At 65.6% G+C, this 23,918-nt stretch carries 19 protein-coding genes and 1 pseudogene; 13 read left to right on the top strand and 7 right to left on the bottom strand.

All coding sequences use genetic code 11. The annotated features are described in order from the left end of the window. Nucleotides 1–22 precede the first annotated feature (22 nt). The gene (locus tag CKJ84_RS06880) at nt 23–880 is read left to right on the top strand and encodes a DoxX family protein (RefSeq protein ID WP_369801159.1); all 858 of its coding nucleotides are present in this window, start codon (nt 23–25) and stop codon (nt 878–880) included. Here CKJ84_RS06880 and ilvD read toward each other — a convergent pair. The 4 genes and pseudogenes from ilvD to CKJ84_RS06860 form a co-directional block, all read right to left on the bottom strand. After that, complete coding sequence (ilvD, locus tag CKJ84_RS06875; protein WP_198949247.1) at nt 877–2,715, bottom strand: dihydroxy-acid dehydratase; 1,839 nt, start codon at nt 2,713–2,715, stop codon at nt 877–879. The two genes, CKJ84_RS06880 and ilvD, sit on opposite strands and share 4 nt — an antisense overlap. 61 nt (nt 2,716–2,776) lie before the next feature. Then, nucleotides 2,777–3,295 (bottom strand): PH domain-containing protein, encoded by a 519-nt coding sequence (locus tag CKJ84_RS06870; RefSeq protein WP_095546345.1) that lies wholly within the window; start codon nt 3,293–3,295, stop codon nt 2,777–2,779. Between the two features lie 52 nt (nt 3,296–3,347). Continuing rightward, nucleotides 3,348–3,830: pseudogene (locus tag CKJ84_RS06865) on the bottom strand (TlpA family protein disulfide reductase); the annotation flags it as partial. A gap of 133 nt (nt 3,831–3,963) precedes the next feature. Beyond that, nucleotides 3,964–5,448: a multicopper oxidase family protein gene (locus CKJ84_RS06860; protein WP_095546344.1), complete on the bottom strand. Its 1,485-nt coding sequence runs from the start codon at nt 5,446–5,448 to the stop codon at nt 3,964–3,966. Between the two features lie 197 nt (nt 5,449–5,645). On the opposite strand from CKJ84_RS06860, the gene CKJ84_RS06855 reads away from it, so the two are divergent. Next, nucleotides 5,646–5,972 carry a heavy-metal-associated domain-containing protein gene (locus CKJ84_RS06855; RefSeq protein WP_095535020.1) on the top strand — a complete coding sequence of 109 codons (327 nt, stop codon included), beginning with the start codon at nt 5,646–5,648 and terminating at the stop codon, nt 5,970–5,972. A 13-nt stretch (nt 5,973–5,985) separates the two neighbouring features. On the opposite strand, the gene CKJ84_RS12515 is transcribed toward CKJ84_RS06855, so the two are convergent. After that, nucleotides 5,986–6,225 (bottom strand): hypothetical protein, encoded by a 240-nt coding sequence (locus CKJ84_RS12515; protein ID WP_233125563.1) that lies wholly within the window; start codon nt 6,223–6,225, stop codon nt 5,986–5,988. On the opposite strand from CKJ84_RS12515, the gene CKJ84_RS06850 reads away from it, so the two are divergent. Both CKJ84_RS06850 and CKJ84_RS06845 read left to right on the top strand, forming a co-directional pair. After that, nucleotides 6,151–8,259 (top strand): copper-translocating P-type ATPase, encoded by a 2,109-nt coding sequence (locus CKJ84_RS06850; RefSeq protein WP_233125526.1) that lies wholly within the window; start codon nt 6,151–6,153, stop codon nt 8,257–8,259. The two genes, CKJ84_RS12515 and CKJ84_RS06850, sit on opposite strands and share 75 nt — an antisense overlap. 49 nt (nt 8,260–8,308) lie before the next feature. Next, on the top strand, nt 8,309–8,995 hold the full coding sequence (locus CKJ84_RS06845) for a DUF305 domain-containing protein (RefSeq protein ID WP_095536913.1): 687 nt from the start codon (nt 8,309–8,311) through the stop codon (nt 8,993–8,995). 516 nt (nt 8,996–9,511) lie between these two features. On the opposite strand, the gene CKJ84_RS06840 is transcribed toward CKJ84_RS06845, so the two are convergent. Next, nucleotides 9,512–11,071 (bottom strand): mechanosensitive ion channel family protein, encoded by a 1,560-nt coding sequence (locus tag CKJ84_RS06840; RefSeq protein ID WP_095546342.1) that lies wholly within the window; start codon nt 11,069–11,071, stop codon nt 9,512–9,514. Nucleotides 11,072–11,385: 314 nt separating this feature from the next. Between CKJ84_RS06840 and CKJ84_RS06835 the strand changes: the two genes are divergently transcribed. The 3 genes from CKJ84_RS06835 (at nt 11,386) to ilvC (ending at nt 14,925) form a co-directional block, all read left to right on the top strand. Then, entirely contained in the window at nt 11,386–13,275 is a 1,890-nt protein-coding gene (locus CKJ84_RS06835; protein WP_095546341.1) for an acetolactate synthase large subunit, read from the top strand. Then, a complete protein-coding gene (ilvN, locus tag CKJ84_RS06830; RefSeq protein WP_095276115.1) occupies nt 13,276–13,794 on the top strand; it encodes an acetolactate synthase small subunit in 519 nt (172 codons plus the stop codon). It abuts the gene before it with no gap. Nucleotides 13,795–13,911: 117 nt separating this feature from the next. After that, nucleotides 13,912–14,925 carry a ketol-acid reductoisomerase gene (gene ilvC, locus CKJ84_RS06825; protein ID WP_095535015.1) on the top strand — a complete coding sequence of 338 codons (1,014 nt, stop codon included), beginning with the start codon at nt 13,912–13,914 and terminating at the stop codon, nt 14,923–14,925. Between the two features lie 92 nt (nt 14,926–15,017). On the opposite strand, the gene CKJ84_RS12360 is transcribed toward ilvC, so the two are convergent. Then, nucleotides 15,018–15,644 (bottom strand): hypothetical protein, encoded by a 627-nt coding sequence (locus CKJ84_RS12360; RefSeq protein WP_198949246.1) that lies wholly within the window; start codon nt 15,642–15,644, stop codon nt 15,018–15,020. Nucleotides 15,645–15,947: 303 nt separating this feature from the next. On the opposite strand from CKJ84_RS12360, the gene CKJ84_RS06815 reads away from it, so the two are divergent. The 6 genes from CKJ84_RS06815 (at nt 15,948) to CKJ84_RS06790 (ending at nt 23,902) form a co-directional block, all read left to right on the top strand. Beyond that, nucleotides 15,948–16,844, top strand: a complete 897-nt coding sequence (locus tag CKJ84_RS06815) for a cation diffusion facilitator family transporter (RefSeq protein WP_095276120.1) — start codon at nt 15,948–15,950, stop codon at nt 16,842–16,844. Between the two features lie 20 nt (nt 16,845–16,864). Beyond that, the gene (locus CKJ84_RS06810) at nt 16,865–18,700 is read left to right on the top strand and encodes a DUF262 domain-containing protein (RefSeq protein ID WP_095546340.1); all 1,836 of its coding nucleotides are present in this window, start codon (nt 16,865–16,867) and stop codon (nt 18,698–18,700) included. Continuing rightward, the gene (locus CKJ84_RS06805) at nt 18,678–19,541 is read left to right on the top strand and encodes a hypothetical protein (protein ID WP_095546339.1); all 864 of its coding nucleotides are present in this window, start codon (nt 18,678–18,680) and stop codon (nt 19,539–19,541) included. The genes CKJ84_RS06810 and CKJ84_RS06805 overlap by 23 nt, the downstream gene beginning before the upstream one ends. Nucleotides 19,542–19,628: 87 nt before the next feature. After that, nucleotides 19,629–21,212 carry a phosphoglycerate dehydrogenase gene (serA, locus tag CKJ84_RS06800; protein ID WP_095546338.1) on the top strand — a complete coding sequence of 528 codons (1,584 nt, stop codon included), beginning with the start codon at nt 19,629–19,631 and terminating at the stop codon, nt 21,210–21,212. A gap of 114 nt (nt 21,213–21,326) precedes the next feature. After that, on the top strand, nt 21,327–22,343 hold the full coding sequence (locus CKJ84_RS06795) for a 3-isopropylmalate dehydrogenase (protein WP_095546337.1): 1,017 nt from the start codon (nt 21,327–21,329) through the stop codon (nt 22,341–22,343). A 101-nt stretch (nt 22,344–22,444) separates the two neighbouring features. After that, the gene (locus CKJ84_RS06790) at nt 22,445–23,902 is read left to right on the top strand and encodes a cell wall-binding repeat-containing protein (RefSeq protein ID WP_233125525.1); all 1,458 of its coding nucleotides are present in this window, start codon (nt 22,445–22,447) and stop codon (nt 23,900–23,902) included. Nucleotides 23,903–23,918: the final 16 nt, after the last annotated feature.

The following is a 23,918-nucleotide window of genomic DNA, read 5'->3' as shown; positions in this document are numbered from 1 at the left end:
ACTCGAGTATCCACGCGAAACGATGACGTGTCAGCCAAGTTTTGCGGGGGCGCGCCGAGGAGATTGCCAGCGGCCGTGGGGCGCGTGGCATAGATTTACAGGCATGGACAAGAAGAACGCACGCGACGTCACTCCTGATGATTTCGATCCGCTCGACGGCCTGCCGTACGCGCCGCTCGGCAATGAGGGCACTGCCGGGAGTACGGCGGTGGGGGCGTCGACAAGCGAACAGCCCGCGACACTGACCGGCAAGGCTGCGCCGACCGAGGTGTTCCCCGAATCGCCGACCGAGACCGTACACCTCGACCCGACCCCAGCCGTGGCAGAACCGGAGCCGGTGCGCGTCGAGGAGCCGCGGGCGAAGCGCGGCACCATTGACTTTGGGCTGCTGCTGCTGCGCCTCCTGCTCGGCGGCTGGCTCATCGTCGCGTCCGTGACCACGCTCTTCCGCCTCGGCGGCTCCGACGGCATCTCCGAGCTGCGTGACGCGTTTGGCGACTACGCGTACGGCGACGGCCTGGCCATCGTGGTGCCGATCCTGCAGCTCGCCGCCGGCGTCTTCCTCGTGCTCGGGCTGCTCTCGCCGATCGCGTCGATGGTGGCGGTCGCCGTGACCGGGTTCATGGCGGTGCACGGCATCGTCGACGCCACCGACTCCTGGAACGTCTTCGCCTGGGGCGCCGAGGCGTGGCTGCCGATCATCCTGTTCGGCCTGGCACTGGGCCAGCAATTCACCGGCCCGGGCTTCTACGGGGTGGACGCCACCCGTTCGTGGGCGCGCCGCCCCATCGCGTGGAGCTGGATCTGCGCGCTGCTCGGCGTGGTCGCCGCCGGGTTGATCTGGTGGTTCGGCACCGGCGTGAACCCGCTCGCGAATTAATCCACCTGGCGGACCGCGCCCTTGTCGGCGCTGGTCGCCATCTTTGCGTAGGCGCGCAGCGCCTTCGACACCTCTCGGACGCGGTTCGGCGTCCAAGGGCGCTCCGACGCCTCCATCGCTTCTCGACGCTTCCGCAACTCCTCCTCCGGCACGTCCAGCTTCAGCTCGCGGTTCGCCACCGAAATGGCGATGGTGTCGCCGTTCTCGATCAGGCCGATCAGGCCGCCGTGCGCAGCCTCGGGGGAGATGTGGCCGATGGACAGGCCGGAAGTGCCGCCGGAGAAGCGGCCGTCGGTGATCAGCGCGCACTTTTTCCCCAGGCCAGCGCCCTTGAGGAAGGACGTCGGGTGCAGCATCTCCTGCATACCCGGGCCGCCCGACGGGCCCTCGTAGCGGATCACGACGACCTCGCCCTCGAGCACCTCGCGGTTCAGAATCATAGATACCGCCTGCTCCTGCGAGTCGACCACGCGAGCCGGGCCGGTGAACTCCCAGAGCCCTTCCTCGACGCCCGCGGTCTTGAGGATCGCGCCGTCCGGGGCGAGGTTGCCGCGCAGGACGACCAGGCCGCCGTCGGAGGTGATGGGGTGCTCCAGGTCGTGGATCACGCCGTTGGCGGAGTCGGTGTCAAGGCAGTCCCAGCGGGCCGACTGCGAGAACGCCTCGGTGGTGCGGTTGCCGCCCGGGGCTGCGTGGTAGAGCTCGACGGCCTCGTCGAGCGGGTGGTCGCCGCGAATGTCCCAGTCGCTGAGCCAATCGGTGAGGGAGTTGTAGGCGACCGAGTGGACGTCGTCAAGCAACAGGCCCCCGCGGTGCAGCTCGCCGAGGATGGCGGGGATGCCGCCGGCGCGGTGCACATCCTCGACGTGCGCCTCGCCGTTCGGCGCGACCTTGGACAGACAGGGGATGACGTGGGAGAGCTCGTCGATGTCGGTGAGGTCGAAGTCGACCTCACCCTCCTGCGCGGCGGCGAGGATGTGCAGGATCGTGTTGGTCGAGCCGCCCATCGCCATATCCAGGGCCATCGCGTTGCGGAACGCGTGCTTCGTAGCGATGTTGCGGGGCAGGACGCGCTCGTCGCCGTTGCCGTAGTAGCGCTTGCACATCTCGACGATCATCTCGCCGGCCTTGGTGAACAGGTCGCGGCGGGCGGTGTGGGTGGCCAGCGTCGTGCCGTTGCCCGGCAGCGAGAGGCCGAGGGCCTCGGTGAGGCAGTTCATGGAGTTCGCGGTAAACATGCCGGAGCAGGAACCGCAGGTGGGGCAGGCGCCGTTGGCGATGTCGTCGAGCTGCTCGTCGGAGACCGCGTCGTTGGCGGAGAGCGCGATGGCGTCGATGAGATCCGACTTCGGCTTGGTCACACCGTCGACCGCGAACGCCTTGCCGGCCTCCATCGGGCCGCCGGAGACGAAAACCGCGGGGATGTTCAGGCGCATCGCGGCGTTGAGCATGCCCGGGGTGATCTTGTCGCAGTTAGAGATGCATACCATCGCGTCGGCGGTGTGCGCGTTGACCATGTACTCCACCGAGTCCGAGATGATCTCACGGCTTGGCAGGGAGTACAGCATGCCGGAGTGGCCCATCGCGATGCCGTCGTCGACGGCGATCGTGTTGAACTCCTTCGGCACGCCGCCCGTCTTGCGCACCGCGTCAGCGACGATGTCGCCGACGTGCTTGAGGTGCACGTGGCCCGGCACGAACTGCGTGTACGAGTTGACGATCGCGACGATCGGCTTACCAAACTCGCTTTCCTCCGTGCCAGTTGCGCGCCAGAGGGCGCGGGCACCGGCGGCTTGGCGGCCAACAGTGGTCACGCGCGAGCGAAGGGGAATCACGAAAAGCTCCTTACGGCGAGGGTTGGGGTGGGGCACGGGGGCGTCGATAAGCGAAAGGGCGCTAGCTCGGACGCGGGCCCGGCGTATCAGGGTGAGACTTAAGGTACTCCTCATACTCTTCGCGCGACAGCAGAACGTGGTGGTTGTCCTTGTCGATGATCTCGTACTTGCCGTCCGCAGCCTCCTGCGCGCCCGTGATCACGTCCGTTATTCGTCCGCGCGATGACTCCGCGAGCTCCGGCAGTGAATTAAAAGTCACGCCGGGCATGGGGTACTCCTTGCCGGACGTGGTTGTCGCCATCGCGCGCGCCCCCTTGAAACCAATGCCTTCGAGCTCGTCCCACGCAATGTGCGTGTTCGGGCGCACGACATAACGCAGTGCGATGCCACGCTCATCGACAGTGGTTGAAGACGAAAGCACCCAGATAATCCACGCGATCGGGAACAGCAACAGCCACCCCAACGCCAACGGGGCCCACGAAATGCCGATCAACGCGATACCAATCATGAGGACAACACCGATGATGTGTTCGCGAGACGGACGGAAAACCTTCGGCTGATGATCAGGCTGTTCAGTCATGCACAACATGCTAGTCGGCGCGAGGCTGGACGCGGCGATTGGTGCGCGGGTCCGCAGCGATACGAAACGGCGGGTCGTAGATCGAGGGACAGGTCACCGCGTTGTCGAGTCTGAAGTCCTGGGCGATGGTCTGGTTGTAGTCACGGACGTTGATGCCTAGCACCGTGCCGCCGAGGGGATCGAGAGTCTCCTGGACAAGCTGCAGGTCATCGACTTCCGCCTGACACGGTGCACACCACTGGCCCTAAGCGTTGAGGACGACGACCTCGCCTTCAAAATCAGACAGGCTTATCTCATCACCCTTCTCCATCAGCGACGGGCCGGAGAAATCCGGCAGCGGGGCACGTTCCTCCTCTGCGCAGATAATCTCGGTTTGGCCTCCTGGTGAGTGGTACTGGAAGGTGCCCCCGACGGCGACGGCGTTTCGGGCGCCGTCGCCTGAGGAACAGGCCACCAGGGTTACGGCGGTGAGTACCGCGACAACCGCGATGGCGGCTCTACGGGGGTGTGCTCGGCATCGATTAGATTTCCTTATTCCGGGGCGGTGGGGAAGAGGACGGTGTTCTGGTTGTCCCGGAAGACCACAACACCGAGGAAGCTCATCGTGCTGCCCGGCGGGTGGTCTGCAGCGACTCTGCCCACCTCGGCACTCAATCCTGCTGTGGGGGTTACTCGTAGCGAAGCGAGCTGAACATCCCGGTTTCCATGTGATAGGCGTTATGGCAGTGAAATGCCCACTCACCGGGGTTGTCAGCGATCATGTCGGCGACCATGGTTTCACCGTGGCGGAGAAGGACGGTGTCCTTGCGTAGCCCGCCGCTGCCGGGCAGCGCCCACGTGTGGCCGTGGATGTGCATGGGATGGGGCATCATGGTCCTGTTGCGCATGACCAGTCGCAGGCGCTGGCCCTCCTGCACGGTTGCGGAGGAGGATTGGCCGTCGGTGAGAATGCTCCATTCATACGGCATCATCTGCCCGCCCAGGTCGATGCTGACTTCTCGGTCTGGTGTGCCCTCGGGCAGGAGTGCACGGTCTGCTGGCTTCAGGGAGGACAGAAGCAGTCCGGTGGACGACAACTCGGGGAAGTCGACATCGGGGTTGGGGGCCTGGCCGCCGGCGGTGCGGATGACGGCGAAGGCGCGGTCGTCCTTACCCACCGCCAAAGCCGTGAGCGGGAAGATGCCGTCGTCGAGGATGACCTCGACGTCGACACGCTCGCCCATCGACAGGTAGATCGATTCGGTCTCCGAGGGCTGGACAGGGAAGCCGTCGGTGTGGGTGACGGTCATGCGGTGACCACCGAGGGCCACCTTGAAGATGGTGTCACCGCCGGAGTTGATAAACCGCAGGCGGGCCTTGTCGCCCGGGCGAGCCTCGAAGGTCCGGTGAGCGCGGGGGATACGTCCGTTGATGAGGTAGTGCGGATACATCACATCGCCGGCATCCCCGCCCAGTACCCGGTCCGGGGTGCCGTGCATCATCTGGCCGTGACCTCCCATTCCCATCCTCCCGTTATGGTCGCCCGAACCCATTCCGGTGAGCTTGTCGAGCTCATCTTCGGGAGTGCCCTGAATGCCATCGACCCAGTCGTCGAGCACGATGGTCCACTCGACGTCGTGGTCCTCAGCGTCTTGCGGGTCACGGATGATCAGTGGGGCGTGGAGGCCGCGATCAAGCTGCAGGCCGGTGTGAGAATGGTAGAAGTAGGTGCCACCGTGGGGGGGGGCTTCAAAAACATAGGAGAAAGACTCGCCAGGTTCAATGGGGTCCTGCGTCATGCCGGGCACACCGTCGGCTGCGTTGTGGAGTGCGATGCCATGCCAGTGGATGGAGGTGCTCTCAGGCAGTTCATTGGTGATATCGACCTGGAGGACGTCGCCGGCGGTGGCCTCAATGGCCGCATCCCCGGTGTCAGAGACGTATCCCCACGTCTTGGCTTCGATGCCGCCGATATCCAGCGAGAGGGGCCGGGCGGTCAGTTTCCGGCGCACCGTCGGCTCACCGAGCGCAGTGGGGGTGGGAGTGGGGCGAAGGGAGGGACTTGGTGCCGAGGCAGCGGGTCCAGGATCGCTGGTGCAGGCGGCCACGGCCCCGGTGCCGGCGAGGGCGAGCCCGCCGAGCAGAATCTGTCGTCGGGAATACGCGTTCATCATCATTTAACCTTTCTTGGTGCAAGATTTCAGTGACACGGGAGACAGGCGCAGGTGAGGACTCTGCCCCGCGTGAGGGCCGTGCCCTCCACCTTTTGAAAATATACCCCGGGGGGGTATACGCTAGGGAAATATACCCCCCTTGGGTATACGCTAGAGAGCGGCATCGCCGCACCCCACCGAACCGAAGGAGCTTTCCCATGATCACCTCCCAGCCCCGCCTCTTGCCGATGGCCTCCCATGGTTGCAGCTGTTGCGGACCTGCCTCACGTGCCGACACCGCCTCCATCCCTGCCACCAGCGACTCGTCAGCAGGAGAGTCTACCCCTAGCTACCAGGTCACCGGCCTGACTTGCGGGCACTGCGCGAAAAGCGTGACCCAGGCCCTTCAGGCCCTTCCCCAGGTCGACGACGTCCAGGTTGATCTCGCTGCTGGTGGAGTTTCCACCGTCACGGTCACCGGTGTCGTACCTCCGGAGATGGTTCGCCGGGCCATCGAGGACGCCGGCTACACCGTCTTATCCTGATCAGTTTTACCCGTCATCTCGACCCCGACCGGGTTGAGCGGAAAGGAACGTCATGAGCACTCCCCACCATTCCGGCGATCATCATGGTGATCACCCCGCTCCGGAAACAGACCACACCTACCATCCGGATCATGCCAGCCACGAACACCACGCAGATGCCGACACCCACGGCCAGGCGATGCCCCACGATCACCCGCATTCCGCCCTGGACGACGACCACCACGTTCATGGTCACGGCGAACACGCCGGACACAGCACCGCAATGTTTCGGGACCGCTTCTGGTGGTCGCTGATTCTGTCCATTCCCGTCGTTATTTTCAGCCCCATGGTCGCCAACCTGCTCGGCTACCACCTCCCGGCATTCTCCGGATCCACCTGGATCCCCCCGGTGCTGGGCACGATCATCTTCGTCTACGGCGGAACGCCTTTCCTCAAGGGCGGATGGAAAGAACTGAAATCCCGCCAACCCGGGATGATGCTCCTGATCGCCATGGCCATCACCGTGGCGTTTGTCGCCTCCTGGGTCACCACTCTGGGGCTGGGCGGTTTTGAGCTGGACTTCTGGTGGGAGCTGGCCCTGCTGGTGACCATCATGCTGCTGGGCCACTGGCTGGAGATGTCCGCTCTCGGGGCCGCGTCCTCCGCGCTTGACGCGCTGGCTGCCCTGCTGCCGGATGAGGCCGAGAAAGTCATCGACGGGACCACCCGCACCGTGGCCATCTCCGAGCTGGTCGTCGACGACGTCGTGCTGGTGAGGGCCGGTGCCCGGGTGCCGGCCGATGGAACCATCATCGACGGAGCCGCCGAATTCGATGAGGCGATGATCACCGGCGAATCCCGTCCCGTCTTCCGCGACACCGGTGACAAGGTGGTCGCCGGTACCGTGGCCACCGACAACACCGTCCGCATCCGGGTGGAGGCTACCGGCGGGGACACCGCCCTGGCCGGGATCCAACGCATGGTTGCCGACGCCCAGGAGTCCTCCTCCCGGGCCCAGGCCCTGGCGGATCGGGCGGCGGCGTTGTTGTTCTGGTTCGCGCTGATCTCCGCTCTGATCACCGCGGTGGTGTGGACCATTATCGGCAGCCCGGACGATGCCGTGGTGCGCACGGTCACGGTGCTGGTCATCGCCTGCCCGCATGCCTTGGGCCTGGCGATTCCGCTGGTCATTGCGATCTCCAGCGAGCGGGCCGCGAAATCCGGGGTGCTCATCAAGGACCGGATGACGCTCGAGCGGATGCGCACCATCGACGTGGTGCTCTTCGACAAAACCGGCACCCTGACCGAGGGTGCGCACGCGGTCACCGGTGTCGCGGCAGCTGGCGGCGTCACCGAGGGCGAGCTGCTGGCCCTGGCCGCCGCCGCGGAGGCCGACAGTGAGCACCCCGTGGCCCGCGCCATCGTGGCGGCCGCGGCCGCCCATCCCGAGGCCTCCCGTCAGCAAATGCGTGCAACTGGTTTCAGCGCCGCCTCCGGCCGGGGGGTCCGGGCCACTGTCGATGGCGCTGAGATCCTCGTGGGCGGGCCGAACATGCTGCGCGAGTTCAACCTCACTACCCCGGCCGAGCTCACCGACACCACCAGCGCCTGGTCCGGGCGTGGGGCCGGTGTGCTCCATATTGTCCGCGACGGTCAGATCATCGGTGCGGTGGCCGTCGAGGACAAGATCCGCTCCGAATCTCGCGCCGCCGTGAAAGCCCTGCAGGACCGCGGGGTGAAGGTCGCGATGATCACCGGTGACGCGCAGCAGGTGGCCCAGGCGGTTGGCCAGGACCTGGGGATCGATGAGGTCTTCGCCGAGGTCCTGCCTCAGGACAAAGACACCAAGGTCATGCAGCTGCAGGACCGGGGTTTGAGCGTGGCCATGGTCGGTGACGGTGTCAATGACGCCCCCGCTCTGACCCGCGCGGAGGTCGGTATCGCCATCGGTGCCGGCACGGATGTGGCCATGGAATCTGCCGGGGTGGTCCTAGCCAGTGATGACCCGCGGGCAGTGCTGTCGATGATTGAGCTGTCCCAGGCCAGCTACCGCAAGATGATCCAGAACCTGATCTGGGCCTCTGGCTACAACATCCTCGCCGTGCCGCTGGCCGCCGGAGTGCTCGCCTCGATCGGGTTCGTGCTGTCCCCGGCCGTGGGCGCGATCTTGATGTCTGCCTCGACCATCGTGGTGGCCCTGAACGCCCAGCTGTTGCGCCGGATTGATCTGGACCCGGCCCACCTGGCTCCCACCGAGTCGAAGGAGGAACACACCACGCCTACTCCGAAATCCACCGCCGTCCACTGATCCACCACTTTTCTCCACTGACCCCATATGACCCTGAAAGGGCTCCACCATGAAGCGCACCCTTGTGCTTTCCGCTCTCGCCGTGGCCTCCACCCTGGCGCTGGCCGCCTGCGGTGAGGCCACCGAGTCGGGCATCACCGACGCCACCACCTCGGCCACCAGCACTGCGAAGACTACCGCTGAGACGACCAAGACCACCACGGCGACGACTGATGCGGACGGGGAGATCTCCGCCGATCACAACGACGCGGACATCATGTTTGCCCAGATGATGATCCCTCATCACCAGCAGGCCGTGGAGATGAGTGAGATGCTCCTGGCCAAGGAGGGTATCCCCGCCCAGGTCGTGGAGTTTGTCCAGGGGGTTATTGACGCCCAGGGACTGGAGATTGACCGGATGAACGCCATGCTCGAGGCCTGGGGCCAGCAGCCGGTCACCGACTCTGGGGGCATGGGGGCCAGTGACGAGATGGGTGGAATGGATCACGGCGAGATGGGTGGCATGAGCGGGATGATGAGCCAGGAGGACATGACAGCCCTTGAGGAAGCCCAGGGCACCGAGGCCGCCCGCCTCTACCTGGAGCAGATGACCGCCCACCACGAAGGTGCGGTCGACATGGCCCGTGACGAGGTTGCTGACGGCCAGAATCCCCATGCGATCACCCTGGCCGAACAAATTATCAACGACCAGGAGGCCGAGATCGCTCAGATGCAGCAGATGCTCACTGACCTATGACAGGTCCCCGTCTTTTTCTGACCCCGAGGACAGGAATCTGAAAAAGAAGGGTAACCGTGACGATTGCCACCTGCTGCGGGCGATGGGTCGTTGTCACTGCAGCGGGTGCACCGGGGTGGATGTTTCTTCTCCTTCTGGTCGCACCACTGAGCAAAGGGGAGAGCTCCTGTGTCCAGACCCTTGGAGGACTACGCATTATTGTCCGATACTCACACGGCCGTAAAACACCCCGGCCGTATCCACCAAGTGCTCGGCACGGTCCTGGTCTCACCCGCGAGAGTTGAGCGCATCAACGCTTGCGCCGGCGGCATCGGCAATGATGGAGATGCCGTTCCTGTCGGCGGTAACAAGCGCGTCAATGTAGTCCATGCCCCACATAATAACCGCAACAAGCACCCCATGACCAGGGAAAACGGCAAAGTGCGAGAAGTATTCCAATATCGCCCCGAAACAGAACCGAGCCCCTGTTTCCAACGTCTAATACAGTTTGGGGCTTTTCAGCGGAGGGCGGTCGTTTTAAGGCTCGGTGGAGAGCGTTGCGGACTCAGTGACCTGTGGGAGTGCAGACTCAGAGGCGGTCGGGCTCTGAAGCGCGTCGCTGCTTCGGACGGTTTCGTCTGAGCTCGAGGTTTCCAAAGGTGTGTGCTCAGTGGACTGTTGGGCCTCAGTGGTGGGCTGGGCTGGGGCAGTAAACTCCGGTTCGGTTTGCTCGTAGGTGGGGGCGACGTCCTCAGCGTCCGGCACGGTCTCGGTCGTCTGCGCGGTGGTGCGGGCGGGAGGTGCGAGGAAGCCGCTGTTTGCCTCGCTTTCTTCGCCCGGTTGCACCATGAAGCCACGGATGAGCAAGAGGACGCCGAAGATCGCCAGCAATACGAGGGTAGACATTCGCATGATGCCGTTGAGTACCCGTTGTGGCGAAGAGAAGAACCAGGTGCGGTGGTCGCTGCCTGTATCGGTGCTGGGGGCGTCGTCAGTGCGCGCGTTGTCGCCGTGGGCAGCGAAGGAAGCGGGGTCAGACCGGGTGGGTGCTGCGGCCGGATCGTCTACAGGGTGTGGAGGGGTCGGGCTGTTCGTCGCTTCGGCGGAGGGCGACGGTGCTGGTGTTTCCGTCGTGTCTGTCGCATCCAGCGCATCGGGTGGACGTACAGTCGAGGGTGCCTTGGGCGTGATGCCGCGGGAGTGATGCGTGTGTGGAGGGGTGACGGGGGCGTCGACAAGCGTCCCGTCGAGCGTTGTTGCGGAGCCGTACTCGTTCCAAAATTCGTCGAGGATGGCGACGCGGATGGCGCGCTCGACCATCCACTGGGCCAGCGGGTCGACGCGCACGAGGAAGCGCATGTCCACGGTCCAGGGCGAGCCGACGGTAGCGGGCGGTGTGATGCCGACGGCGGGGTGGACCTGCAGCTCGTCGCGGACGGTACCGGCGATTTCCGGCTGGGCGAGGGCGCGGCGCGCGGCGCGTTCGGAGCGCGCGATGGCCTCGTCGGCGGAGCGGGATCCGAGCAGCGGGACGGGGATGACCACCATCGCGTTGGACCAGTAGTTGGATTGGTTGATGCACACGCGGGCGGTGGAGTTCGGGATGGAGACGGTCGCCTGCTCGATGGTGCGGATCTGCGTCGCGCGCATGGTGATCTGGATGACTTCGCCCTCGATGTCGACCCCGCTGCCTTGGAACGAGACGTAGTCGCCCACGCCGTATTGCTTTTCGGTGAGGATGAAGAAGCCGGCGAGGAAGTCCGCGATGATGCTCTGCGCGCCGAAGCCGACGGCGGCGGAGACGACGGTGGCGGGGATCGCGGCGCCGGCGAGCGAGAAGCCGATCTGCTGCAGCGCGAAGATGAGCAGGAGGAAGTACGCGACGATTTCGCCGATGTAGACCGCTACGCCGACGAGGGCGAGTCGGCTCTTGCCCTCGTCCACATCGGTCATGCGCGTGACCTGGCGCTCGAAGTAGCGGTTGATAAACCGTCCGGCGCGCGGCACCAGGAGCGCGAGGACGAAGAGGAGGGCGAGGTTGATGCCGGTGTCGGCGATCCAGTGCCACCACTCGAGCAGAATATATGTGAACGGCATAGTCTGTTTGAGTTTAGTCCGGGGCAGGGGGCCTGAACGGTGCCGTCGGTCACACTCGCGCGGCTTCCCAAAAAGTGGGATGTGAATTTTAATCAATGAAATCGGCGCGGTAGTCCGCCCGGCTGTGTAACGTAGCGCACATGATCACACAGCGACTAGTAGTACGAATTCCCTCGCGGCGCTTGCCGTAGCGGGTTCGTTTTCGTACGCCGCTGACACAAGCGCCCTCGACAGCACTCACGAGAAGTGCTCGCCGGGGGCTTTTGTTTTGATCACCCTCACAATCGACACATTGACCCAAGGAGTTTGGAAACGTGGCAGCTTCATCGAATGCGCCGGACAGCAACTCGCAACCGGCGCCGAGCGTCGAGCCGGAGCGAATCACAGGCGCGGACGCGGTCGTGCGAAGTCTTGAGGAGTTGGGCACCCGGTTCGTCTTCGGGTTGCCGGGGGGAGCGGTCCTTCCGCTTTACGACGCCCTGTTTCGGGCCGAGAAGCTGCGCCACGTGCTCGTGCGCCACGAGCAAGGCGCCGGCCACGCGGCGGAGGGGTACGCGGTCGCCTCGGGCCAGGTAGGCGTGTGTCTGGCCACCTCGGGCCCGGGCGCGACGAACCTGGTCACCGCGATCGCTGACGCGTACCTGGACTCCGTCCCGATGATCGCGATTACGGGCCAGGTCGGCTCGCCGCTCATCGGCACCGACGCTTTCCAGGAGGCGGACATTCGCGGCATCACGATGCCGATTACCAAGCACAACCTGATGGTCACCCGCGCCGAGGACATCCCGGCGGCGATCGCCGCCGCGCACCACATCGCGTCGACGGGTCGCCCGGGCCCGGTCCTGGTGGACATTCCGAAGGACCTGCAGGCCGCGGAGATCGAGTTCGCGTGGCCCCCGGTGGTGGACCTGCCCGGCTACAAGCCGAATACCAAGCCGCACAACCGGCAGATCGCGCAGGCGGCGAAGCTGATCGCCGCCTCGGAGCGCCCGGTGCTCTACATCGGCGGCGGCGTGGTGAAGTCGGGCGCGCACGAGGAGCTGCTTGCGTTTGCGGAGCGCACCGGCATCCCGGTGGTGACCACGCTCATGGCGCTGGGCGCGTTCCCGCAGTCGCACCCGCTGTACATGGGTATGCCGGGCATGCACGGATCCGTCCCCGCGGTCGGCGCCCTGCAGGAGGCGGATTTGCTCATCGCCATCGGCACGCGTTTCGACGACCGCGTCACCGGCGACACCAACACCTTCGCCCCCTACGCCAAGGTCATCCACGCCGACATCGACCCGGCCGAGGTGGGCAAGATCCGCGAGGCGGACGTGCCGATCGTCGGCGACGCGAAGAAGGTCCTGTCCCAGCTGTTCGATGCGTTTAGGGACGAGAAGAGGAACGCTGCGCCGTCGATAAGCAATTGGCTCGCGCGCCTCAACGACTTGAAGGAGCACTTCCCACGCGGCTACGATCCACAGTCTGACGGGAAGCTCTCGCCGCAGTACGTCATTGAAACGCTGTCGAAGACGGTGGGGCCGGACGCGATCTACGTCTCGGGCGTGGGGCAGCACCAAATGTGGTCGGCCCAGTTTGTTGACTTTGAACAGCCGCGGCACTGGATCAACTCCGGCGGCCTCGGCACGATGGGCTTCGCGGTGCCCGCGGCCCTCGGCGCGAAGGTCGCCTGCCCGGATAAAGAGGTGTGGGCGATTGACGGCGACGGCTGCTTCCAGATGACCAACCAGGAGCTCACCACCGCCGCGATGGAGGGTTTCCCGTTCAAGGTGGCGCTGATTAACAACGGCAACCTCGGCATGGTCCGCCAGTGGCAGACGCTGTTTTACGACGGCCATTACTCCCACACCAAGCTCGGAGGGGAGGAAGTCTACGTCCCTGACTTTGTGCAGCTGTCGCAGGCGCTCGGCGCGGAGGCGATCCGTGTGACCAAGGAAGAAGATGTCGTGCCGGCGATTCAGAAGGCGCGCGAGATCAACGACCGGCCCGTCGTGGTTGAGTTCATCGTCGGCGAGGACGCGCAGGTGTGGCCGATGATCGCGGCCGGCGCGTCGAATTCCGATATGCAGTACGCCCTGGGCATGCGCCCGTTCTTCGACATGGAGGAGTCCGCAGGGGAGACCCCGGAGGCGATCAACGAGGCCATCGAGGCTGTAGAAGCAACAGGGGCTGCCGTTACCACCACCCAGGAGGCAAAGTAGATGTCTGACCAAACCATTTCTCGCAACACGCTGTCGGTGCTGGTGCTGGACGTCGACGGCATCATCACCCGCGTCACCGCGCTGTTTACCCGTCGCGGCTACAACCTGGTCTCGCTCGTGTCGGCGAAGACGGAGACCGAGGGCATTAACCGCCTGACCATCGTTGTCGACGCGTCAGAGTACGCCATCGAGCAGATCACGAAGCAGCTGCACAAGCTGGTTCAAGTGCTCAAGGTCGCGCGCCTGGAAGACGACTCGATGATCGCGCGCCAGCTCATGCTGGTCAAGGTGGCCACGACGAACCAGAACCGCCCGCAGGTGGTGGACGCGGCGAACATCTTCCGCGCCCACATCGTCGACGTGTCGCCGGAGTCCGTGGTCATCGAGGCCACCGGCTCCCCCCAGAAGCTCAAGGCGTTCCTCGAGTTGATGGAGACTTTTGGCATCAAGGAGCTCGTCCGCTCGGGCAACGTCGCGCTGAGCCGCGGCCCGAAGACGATGGCGCCGACGAAGGGGTAGGCGGTGGCGTAAAGAAGCAATCGCTTGCCGACGCCACAAAATCCCCACACAAACACAAATCTGTGCCATAATATGAAATGGCCGTCCCACATAATAGGAAAGGTGAGTGTTTCACTCATGGCAATTGACGTTCTGTACGACAACGACGCGGACCTGTCCATCATCCAGGGCAAGAAGGTCGCCATCATCGGCTACGGCTCCCAGGGCCACGCCCACGCGCAGAACCTGCGCGAGTCCGGCGTTGAGGTGGTCGTCGGCCTGCGCGAGGGCTCCAAGTCCGCCGCGAAGGCCCAGGAGTCCGGCTTTGAGGTCAAGTCCAACGCGGACGCCGCGGCGTGGGCCGACGTGATCATGCTGTTGGCCCCGGATACCTCGCAGGCAGAAATCTTTAGCAAGGACATCGAGCCGAACCTGAAGGACGGCGACGCGCTGTTCTTCGGCCACGGCCTGAACATCCACTTCAAGCTGATCGATCCGGCCGACACCATCACCGTTGCGATGGTCGCGCCGAAGGGGCCGGGCCACCTGGTCCGCCGCACTTACGTCGACGGCAAGGGCGTGCCCTGCCTGATCGCGGTCGAGCAGGACCCGACCGGCAACGGCAAGGAGCTGGCGCTGTCCTACGCCGCCGCGATCGGCGGCGCACGCGCGGGCGTCATCCCGACCACGTTCGAGGCGGAGACCGTCACCGACCTGTTCGGTGAGCAGGCAGTCCTGTGCGGCGGCCTGGAGGACCTGATCATGAAGGGCTTCGAGGTGCTGACCGAGGCCGGCTACGAGCCGGAGATGGCCTACTTTGAGTGCCTGCACGAGATGAAGCTGATCGTGGACCTCATCTACGAGGGCGGTATCGCCAACATGAACTACTCCGTCTCTGACACCGCAGAGTTCGGCGGCTACCTGTCCGGCCCGCGCGTGATCGACGAGGGTGCGAAGGATCGCATGCGCGACATCCTGAAGGACATCCAGTCCGGCGAGTTTACCAAGCGCCTGGTGGCCAACGTCGAGGGCGGCAACAAGGAGCTCGAGGGCCTGCGCGCGAAGGTTGCAGAGCACCCGATTGAGAAGACCGGTGCGCAGCTTCGCGACATGATGACCTGGGTGAAGAACCCGCTGAACGAGACCGCGTAGACGCACGCGCGACAGCATCCGCACGAAAACACCGCCCCAGCATCCTGGTCAGTCCAGGAGCTGGGGCAGTGTTGTGTTGCGCTGTGGCGAAACTAGTTGGTGGCGCCGGAGATAGCGTCGCCAGCCTTGTCGGCCGCGTCGCCTGCAGCGTCCTTCGCGTCGCCCGCGAGGTCGCCAGCCTTGTCTGTTGCGTCGCCTGCAACCTCGCCAGCCTTGTCGGCCGCGTTGCCAGCGCCGTCCTTCGCGTCACCCGCGAGGTCGCCAGCCTTGTCAGTTGCGTCGCCTGCGGCATTGCCAGCCTTGTCGGTGGCGTCAGCCGCTGCGTCGCCGGCACCCGCGGTAGCGTCCTCGCTCGGGTCAGCGGTGACGGTCTCGCTGGTGGTCTCCGTAGCAACGGTGGAGGTCTCGGTGACGGCAGCGCCGTCCGAGTCGTCGCTGCCGCCGCTGAAGAGGCTGATCAGCAGCCAGACCAGCAGAGCTGCGACGATCAGGCCGAGCAGCCACTTCCACCAGCCACCACCGCCGTTGCCGGCGTCGGCTGCGGTGGTGCCGGAGGTTGCCTTCGTGGTGCCCTCAGTCTTGGACACGGTGGTGGAGCCGGTGCCGCGAACGCCGTCCACAGCGTCGCCAGCCTTGCCCTTTGCGGAGGTGAAAGTCTCGCCGGCCTTGTCCTTTGCGTCGTGTGCGTGGTCGCCGATGTGCTTCGCGGCCTTCTCCACGCGATTCGGATCCTTCGGGTTCGGGTTTGCGGAAGTGATAGTCGAATCCTTTCGTATGTGGCCCCATGCGAGCGGATGAACATTGCGTAAATTGGCTCACTGCTCGAGACCATTGTGCTATTGCGCCTATCAACGGTAGCAAAAGTTGTTGAGGCATCGCGCAAATAGTCAGCAACTTGTACGGTTGTGTGGGGTGGGCAGGGCGTAGCGTCGATAATGAGCCCTGCTCACCGCGTGTTTTTTGAAACCGGGAGCCGTTTTCATTTAATTGTCATTAACTGTGTGGCAGTTTAGGGTTGAGCTATGGCACACGACCACAACCACGATCACGCCCCGTCGAGCGATACTCCGCTGCGCGCGCTCCTCGTTGCGCTCGCCGTCACCGCCACGGTCTTCGTTGCGGAGCTGGTTGGGGGATGGCTCGCCGGGTCCATGGCGCTCATGGCGGACGCGATGCACATGCTTTCCGACGCCGCCGGGCTCATCATCGCCGTTCTCGCGGTGCTCGTGGGGCGGAAACGGGCCTCACGCCACGCAACGTACGGCTACCGGCGCGTGGAGGTGCTCGCGGCGCTGGTCAACGCGGTGCTCGTGCTCGCGATCTCTGTGTGGATTGTCGTTGAGGCGATCCGTCGCCTCCGCGAACCCGCCGACGTGCACGGCGGGACCATGCTTCTCATCGCCGTCATCGGTTTTGCGGCCAACGGCATCTCGGCGTGGGTGCTGCACGGTCACCGCGGCGACTCGATCAACGTCCGCGGCGCGTTCCTTCACGTGCTGGTGGACTTGCTGGGATCGGCCGCGGTTATTGTCGCGGGCATCGTGGTCATGGCAACCGGTGTGGCCGTGGCGGACGCCGTGGCCTCGCTCATCATCGCCGCGCTCGTGCTGCCGCGGGCGTGGCAGCTGATGCGCCAATCTGCTGGCGTGCTCCTCGAACAGGTCCCGGAGGGTTTCCGCACCGCCGAGGTGGAGGAGGCGCTGCGAGCGACCGCGGGGGTTGCAGACATCCATGACCTTCACCTTTGGAGCCTCGACGGCGTGAACGTGTTGGCTACGGTGCACGTGGTCGGCGCGGCGGGTACGGATAGTGGGCCGCTCCTAGATGCAGTACAGCACGCCCTGCGCGAGCTGGGCATCGAGCACTCCACGATCCAGATCGAGCGCCCGGAGCACGAATCGCACGAGCAGGTTTGCTGATTCCGTTCTAAGGTTGGGGCATGGGTTTTACAACGCCAAGCTATTCCTTGAAGGACTTGTTCGCCCGTGCTGAACGTGGCGAATTGCAGTTGCCCGACTTCCAGCGTGAATACATCTGGGATGTTGACAGGATTCGCACCCTGGTCACCTCAGTGCTTCGCGGTTACCCCATCGGTTCTTTCCTTGCCCTGGACACCCGAAACGCGCCCATGCGTTTCCGCCCGCGCCCGCTCGACGGTCTGACGACGGGGGATCGGGAGCCGGGGCTTTTGCTTCTCGACGGCCAACAGCGCCTCACCTCGCTCTTCTACGCCCTCAAGGGGGCCGGCGAGATCCCGACGGTGGACTACCTGGGCCGGCGCATCCGTCGCCGCTTCTTCGTCGACGTGCGCGCCGCGGTGGCCGCCGACCCGATGCCGGTCGAAGCGGTCTTTGCCGTCGACCCGGACGGTCAGGTGCGCTCCCACTTCGGCCCGCAGATCGACGGGGGCATCCACTCCCGCGAGGACATGTTGGCGCACGGCGTCGTGCCCGTTTCAATGCTGCTGTGGAAGGAAGGCAACGACCTCCTCATTGATATGGCCGCCGACACGGACGACCCGGAGATGCGCGCCGCGGTGAAGACCTTCCAGAACGAGGTCCTGCGCTGGCTGCCGGCGTACGACGTGCCTGTGATCCGGATTGACCGTGAAACCTCGCAGATCGGCGTCGGCCAGATCTTCGCGCACGCCAACTCCGCCGGTGTGCAGATGGATGTCTTCGAGCTGCTCACCGCCGTATTCGCCACTGAAGACCCCAACTTCCGCCTGGCCGACCACTTCGCGCACATCGAACGCACGCTGCGCCTGTACCCGGCGCTGGACGGGATCGGGCGCATCGAGTTCCTGCGTGGGCTGTCGCTCCTGATCACCAGCAGGAAGGGCAACGCGGTGGGGCACCGCGGCGACATCCTCAATATCTCGCTGCACGACTACCTGACCCACTGCGACGAGCTGGCCGATGCCTTCGTTGCCGCTGCCGAGTTCCTCGCGGAGCGCTGCATCCTGGCCATCGACCAGGTCCCGTACTCCTCGCAGATCATTCCGCTGGCCGTCATCCTCGCGCGACTGGCCGAGCAGCCCGGACTGCTGGACGAGAAGGAGCCGCGCGACCGACTCAACCGTTGGTACTGGTCCGGCGTGTTCGGCGAGCTCTACGGCGCACACGCGCCGACGATTCGCGCCGGCCTCGACGTCACCGAGGTCACCCCCTGGGTCCGCGGGGACACCGACGAGGTGCCGCGCACCGTGGGCGACGCGCAGTTCCACGAGTCCCGCCTGCAGTCCGCGACGGCGGAGAGCGGCGTGTACCGCGGGCTGTACTCCCTGCTGATGGCCCGCGGAGCGCTCGACTGGCGCACCGGGAAGCCGCTCAACCGCGACACCATCGCCGAGCTGCAGCCGCGCTTCCACACCGTCTTCCCGCGCGAGTTCTGCCTGCAGGCCGGCGCGACCGAGGAGCTGGCTGACTCCGTGCTCAACCGCACCCCGATGGGGCGGCGCACCGACGTGGTGATGGAGAACAACGAGCCGAAGCGTTACCTGCCGCGCCTGCAGTCGAAGTCCCTGATGGACGACGCAGAGTTCGACGCAATGCTGGAGGGCCACGAGATCCGCCCGGCCGACCTGTTGAACTCGGACTGGAACAGCTTTATCCATGACCGCCGCGACCGTTTCGTGGGCATCATCGAGTACGCGCTGGACAAGCCGGTCGTCCGCGACCTGGACGGAGCCCTCGGGGCCCTCGGTACGCGCACGGTGGACGCCTGCAGCACCAATCACGCAGACGGGGAGAATGGCAGCGAAGCAGAAAGCTAGCCGGGGCCTCGCCGCGGCGATGTGCTGCGTGGCGCTCGCCGTCGGCGGGTGCGCGGGCGAGGACACAAGTACCCCGTTGGACCAGGCCCGGGCCGCGAATCAGTCGCGGCACGTCTCCACTGCGTTTGATGATCACCCGGTTGTGCTCGATGACACGAACGGGCTTGTCAGCTCCGAGTACTTCTTCAACACGTCCGAGACGTTGGTGGTGTCGGATTCCAGCGTGGAGGCGCAGCTGCGGGCGGCGTCGATTGCCGCGTACGCGCACGCGCCGATGCTGGTCTACGACGAAGATCACCACGGGCAGATCACGCAGGAAGTGAAGCGTCTGAAAACGTTTACGCTGCTCACGGTGGGCGATGTGGCGATCGCGCCGGCGTCCGGGAGCGTGCGCGTCTACCGCGATCCGGGCGGGATCGACGCGCTGGGCAAGATGACCTCGGTACGGTTCCACGAACGGCCCGTGCACGACCCGGCGGACGCGCAGGAGGTGATCGCCGACCTGGATACGTCGGTGCCGACGTGGCTGCACGCCAATTGGGCGGAGCCGCAGGTGATGCCGAACGCGGTGACGAAGCCGTTCCCGGTCCATTCGCGCCGCGATGCGGATATGGCGCCGCAGGTGGTGGCCACGCGGGCGTCGTCAATTGCTTCGATTGCAAACGCCCGGGCGTTCGGCGCGCGGGTCACGATGGTGGACAACCCGGACCCCCGCGAATCCGAGGACACGCTGCTGGCGATGGCGGGCCTGGCGGACGCACCGCTCATCGCGCTCGGGACGCAATTCGAGCCGGCGAGCGACATTCCGGAGCGAATTATGCAGGCGGAAGAAAAATATTAGCGCGGATGGCAGACAAGCGTGCCTGCGGACATTAAAGTTACCCCCGTACCTATTCCTTTATTGAAATACCGCAGGAGACGATCCCCAGTGTCCAAACCGGTCGTGCTGATCGCAGACAAGCTGTCCCAATCAACCGTCGAAGCGCTTGGAGACTCCGTGGAGGTGCGCTGGGTCGACGGTCCGAACCGCGACGAGCTGCTCGCCGCGGTGCCTGAAGCGAACGCACTGCTCGTGCGCTCCGCCACCACCGTGGACCGCGAGGTGATCCAGGCGGCGCCGAACCTGAAGATCATCGGCCGCGCCGGCGTTGGGCTGGACAACGTAGACATTGACGCCGCGACCGAGCGCGGTGTCATGGTGGCCAACGCGCCGACCTCCAACATCCACTCCGCGTGCGAGCACGCGATCGCGCTGCTGCTGTCCACCGCGCGCCAAATCCCGGCGGCGGACAAGACGCTGCGCGACGGCGAGTGGAAGCGCTCGTCGTTCAAGGGCGTTGAGGTCTTTGGCAAGACCGTCGGCATCGTCGGCTTCGGCCACATCGGCCAGCTTTTTGCGCAGCGCCTCAGCGCGTTCGAGACCACCGTCATCGCCTACGACCCGTACGCGAATCCGGCGCGCGCCGCGCAGCTCGGCGTTGAGCTCGTGGAGCTGGAGGAGCTCATGGGACGCGCCGACTTCGTCACCATCCACCTGCCGAAGACGAAGGAGACCGCAGGCATGTTCAATGCGGACCTGCTGTCGAAGGCGAAGGAGGGGCAGATCCTCATTAACGCGGCCCGCGGTGGCCTGGTCGATGAGCAGGCGCTTGCCGACGCCATCGTGAACGGCCCCATCCGCGGTGCCGGATTCGACGTGTACGCCACCGAGCCGTGCACCGATTCGCCGCTGTTTGCCCTGGACGAGGTCGTCGTCACCCCGCACCTTGGCGCGTCCACGGTGGAAGCACAGGACCGCGCGGGAACGGACGTTGCGGACTCGGTGCTCAAGGCCCTGGCCGGCGAGTTCGTCGCCGACGCGGTGAACATCACCGGCGGCCGCGTGGGCGAGGAGGTCGCTCGCTGGCTGGAGCTGTCGCGCAAGCTTGGCCTGATCGCCGGCGAGCTGCTGGACGGCGCGCCGACGTCGCTGAAGGTGACCGCGCGCGGCGAGCTGTCCACGGAACAGATTGATTCGCTGGGGCTGTCCGCTGTGCGCGGCCTGTTCTCCGGCATCATTGATGAGCCGGTGACGTTTGTGAACGCGCCGCAGATCGCGCAGTCGCGCGGGCTGGAGTACTCGGTGGAGACGCAGACGGAGGCGCGGGCGCACCGCAGCGCGCTGGAGGTCCAGGTGGTCTCTGCGGCGGGCAACGCCGTGACGGTCACGGGCGCGCTCACCGGCCTCGAGGGCGTGGAGAAGATCGTGCGCATCAACGGCCGCGGCGTGGACATGCGCGCGCAGGGGCGCAACCTGTTCTTCCAGTACACGGACGCGCCCGGTGCGCTGGGCACGGTGGGCAGCAAACTGGGGAACAAGGGCATCAATATCGAGGCCGCCGCGCTCACGCAGGCGTCCAAGGGCGATGGCGCAATCCTGATTCTGCGCGTCGAGGCCGAGGTGCCGGAGGCCCTGGTCAACGAGATTGCACAGGAGCTCGGCGCCTCCGCGCTGCAGATCGACCTGGACTAGGTCGTTCCGGGCTGGACTCGGTCCTGAATCCTTTTCCGCGCAGCGCCGATTTTTCGCCGGCGGAGCTGCTACGCTATCCCGAAAGTCCAATATGTGGGAAAGGAATCTCAGAAAATGAAACTGGCTGTGATTGCTGGCGACGGCATCGGGACCGAAGTCATGGCGGAGGGCCTCAAGGTGCTCCGCGCTGTCCGCAACGACGTGGAGACCACCGAGTACGACCTTGGCGCGCGCCGCTACCTCCGCAACGGCGAGTTGCTCACGGACGCGGACCTGGACAGCCTGAAATCGCACGACGCGATCCTGCTCGGGGCGGTTGGCGACCCAGCCAACGTCCCCGCGGGCGTGCTGGAGCGCGGTCTGTTGCTGCCGCTGCGGTTCAAGCTTGACCACTACGTCAATCTGCGCCCGTCGCGGTTGTTCCCAACATCGAGGAGCCCGCTGGCCAACCCCGGCGACGTGGACTTCGTCGTCGTGCGCGAGGGCACCGAGGGGCTCTACGCCGGCAACGGTGGCACGCTGCGCCAGGGCACCGACCACGAGGTGGCCTCCGAGGTGAGCCAGAACACCTACTTCGGCGTGGAGCGCGTGGTGCGCTACGCCTTCGAGCTGGCCATGACGCGTCGCAAGAAGCTCACCCTGGTGCACAAGACGAATGTGCTGGTGAACGCGGGCGGGTTGTGGCAGCGTGTCGTCGATAAGCTTGCTTCGGAGTTTCCCGAGGTCGACGTGGACTACAACCACATCGACGCCGCCACGATCTACATGGTGGATGATCCGTCGCGCTATGACGTGATCGTGACCGACAACCTGTTCGGCGACATCCTGACGGACCTTGCGGGCGCCATCACGGGCGGCGTGGGGCAGGCGTGTTCCGGCAACATCAACGCCGCGGGCGAGTTCCCCTCCATGTTCGAGCCGGTGCACGGTTCGGCGCCGGACATCGCGGGGCAGGGGATAGCGGACCCGACCGCGATGATTCTTTCCGTGGCGATGATGCTGCGCTTCCTCGGCGATGAGGAGAACGCCACGCGGATTGAGCGCGCGGTTGAGGATGAGGTGGCTGCTCGCGACGGCGGCGCGGTGCGCACCGAGGAGGTCGGAACCCGGATCGCGGCAGCACTGCAGTAATCTGTCAAGCAGCTTTAGACAGATGAAAGGTGCACTCCCGTATGAGCGTTCCCGCGATGTCCGCCAGCACGAACCGAGCCGGTAGGAAGGTAATTGGGGCGGTGGGGCTGGCCGTAGTGCTGGCCTCCAGCCTCGCCCTGACCGCGTGCGGTGAGGGCGGCATCGGCGCGGCATCCTCGCCGCAGCCCGACAAGCTGGAGACGCATGGTGCCGAGGCGATTGACGACGCCGACGGCTCCGGCGTCGAAGTGTCGCGCCGGCTTTTTGACGCCGCCGACACCGCCGTGGTGTCCGGCCCGAAGCGTGAGGACCAGCTGAAGGCGGCGGCGCTCGCCGTGGACAAGGGGGCGCCGATGCTCGTGCGCTACCCGGCGACGGGCGACGCGGTGAGCGCGGAGCTGGAACGGCTCGGCGCCGACGAGGTCATCGAGGTCGGTGCGGGCGCGCAGGACACCGCCGACGACGCCACCGAGCCCGTGCAGAGCGACGCGCCGGAACAGGACATCGCCGCGATCGCCGCGCTCGATGCGCCGAACAAGGGCGAGCGCGAGCTCCCGCCGATGCTCGCCACCGCCGAGACCTCGCGCGCGGCGGCCGCGACGGCGCGCGCCGCAGGCGCTCACGTGCAGGTGGTGGCGTACCCGGATCCGCGTGTGACGTCGGAAAGCATGCGTACGGTCTCCGACCAGGACACGCTCGCGCTTGGCTTGCAGTGGGGCGGCACCGATGCGTTTGCGCACCGCGTGGAGCTGGCGGGCAACGGCGAGTTGCCGGGCGGCGGTGGCCTGGTCTTCCCGGGGCGCAGGATGATCGCGCTCTACGGCCACTCGTTCGCCCCCGAGCTGGGAGTGATGGGCGAGCAGCCGCCGCAAGAGGCTGCCGCGATGGCCAAGGACTACGCCAGCAAGTACCAGCCGTTGGCCGGGGAACCGGTCATTCCGGCGTTTGAGATCATCGTGACCGTGGCGTCCAACTCGCCGGGCGAGGACGGTGACTACTCCAACGAGGCGCCCGTGGAATCTGTCGTGCCGTACATCGACGCGATCACGGAGGCGGGCGGCTACGCCGTACTGGACCTGCAGCCGGGCCAGGGCGACTTCCTCCACCAGGTACAGATGTACGAGGAGCTGCTGAAGCGACCGAACGTCGGCCTTGCACTCGACGCCGAGTGGAAGCTCAACCCGGGCGAGGCGCCGCTGTCCCGCGTGGGCTCCGCCACCGCCGAGGAGATCAACGTTGTCGCCGATTGGCTCGCGGACCTCACGCGCGACAACAACTTGCCGCAGAAGGCGTTTGTGCTGCACCAATTCCAGGTACAGATGTTCCCCGACCGGCAGAACATCCGCACCGATCGCGACGAGCTCGCGTACGTGCTGCACGCCGACGGGCACGGCGACCCGGGGCAGAAGTTTGATACCTGGAACGTGCTGCGGGAGGGCCTGAACCCGCGCTTCTTCATGGCGTGGAAGAACTTCCTGGACGAGGACGCCCCGACCTTCAGCCCGGAGCAGACGTTCAACGACGTCCAGCCCCGCCCGTGGTTTGTGAGCTACCAGTAAAGCCGCTGATATTGTG

Source organism: Corynebacterium sp. NML 120412, from assembly GCF_002285155.1.
Classification (GTDB): Bacteria; Actinomycetota; Actinomycetes; order Mycobacteriales; family Mycobacteriaceae; genus Corynebacterium; species Corynebacterium gottingense.
Note: the sequence above shows the minus strand (reverse complement) of the source record. Positions and strands in the feature narration are given on the sequence as shown.

Coding starts and splice junctions, on each gene's coding strand:
- CKJ84_RS06880 (WP_369801159.1), top strand. CDS start 23: ATGACGTGTCAGCCAAGTTTTGCGGGGGCGCGCCGAGGAGATTGCCAG.
- CKJ84_RS06870 (WP_095546345.1), bottom strand. CDS start 3,295: ATGACTGAACAGCCTGATCATCAGCCGAAGGTTTTCCGTCCGTCTCGC.
- CKJ84_RS06860 (WP_095546344.1), bottom strand. CDS start 5,448: ATGATGAACGCGTATTCCCGACGACAGATTCTGCTCGGCGGGCTCGCC.
- CKJ84_RS06855 (WP_095535020.1), top strand. CDS start 5,646: ATGATCACCTCCCAGCCCCGCCTCTTGCCGATGGCCTCCCATGGTTGC.
- CKJ84_RS06850 (WP_233125526.1), top strand. CDS start 6,151: ATGCCCCACGATCACCCGCATTCCGCCCTGGACGACGACCACCACGTT.
- CKJ84_RS06845 (WP_095536913.1), top strand. CDS start 8,309: ATGAAGCGCACCCTTGTGCTTTCCGCTCTCGCCGTGGCCTCCACCCTG.
- CKJ84_RS06840 (WP_095546342.1), bottom strand. CDS start 11,071: ATGCCGTTCACATATATTCTGCTCGAGTGGTGGCACTGGATCGCCGAC.
- ilvN (WP_095276115.1), top strand. CDS start 13,276: ATGTCTGACCAAACCATTTCTCGCAACACGCTGTCGGTGCTGGTGCTG.
- ilvC (WP_095535015.1), top strand. CDS start 13,912: ATGGCAATTGACGTTCTGTACGACAACGACGCGGACCTGTCCATCATC.
- CKJ84_RS06815 (WP_095276120.1), top strand. CDS start 15,948: ATGGCACACGACCACAACCACGATCACGCCCCGTCGAGCGATACTCCG.
- CKJ84_RS06810 (WP_095546340.1), top strand. CDS start 16,865: ATGGGTTTTACAACGCCAAGCTATTCCTTGAAGGACTTGTTCGCCCGT.
- CKJ84_RS06805 (WP_095546339.1), top strand. CDS start 18,678: ATGGCAGCGAAGCAGAAAGCTAGCCGGGGCCTCGCCGCGGCGATGTGC.
- CKJ84_RS06795 (WP_095546337.1), top strand. CDS start 21,327: ATGAAACTGGCTGTGATTGCTGGCGACGGCATCGGGACCGAAGTCATG.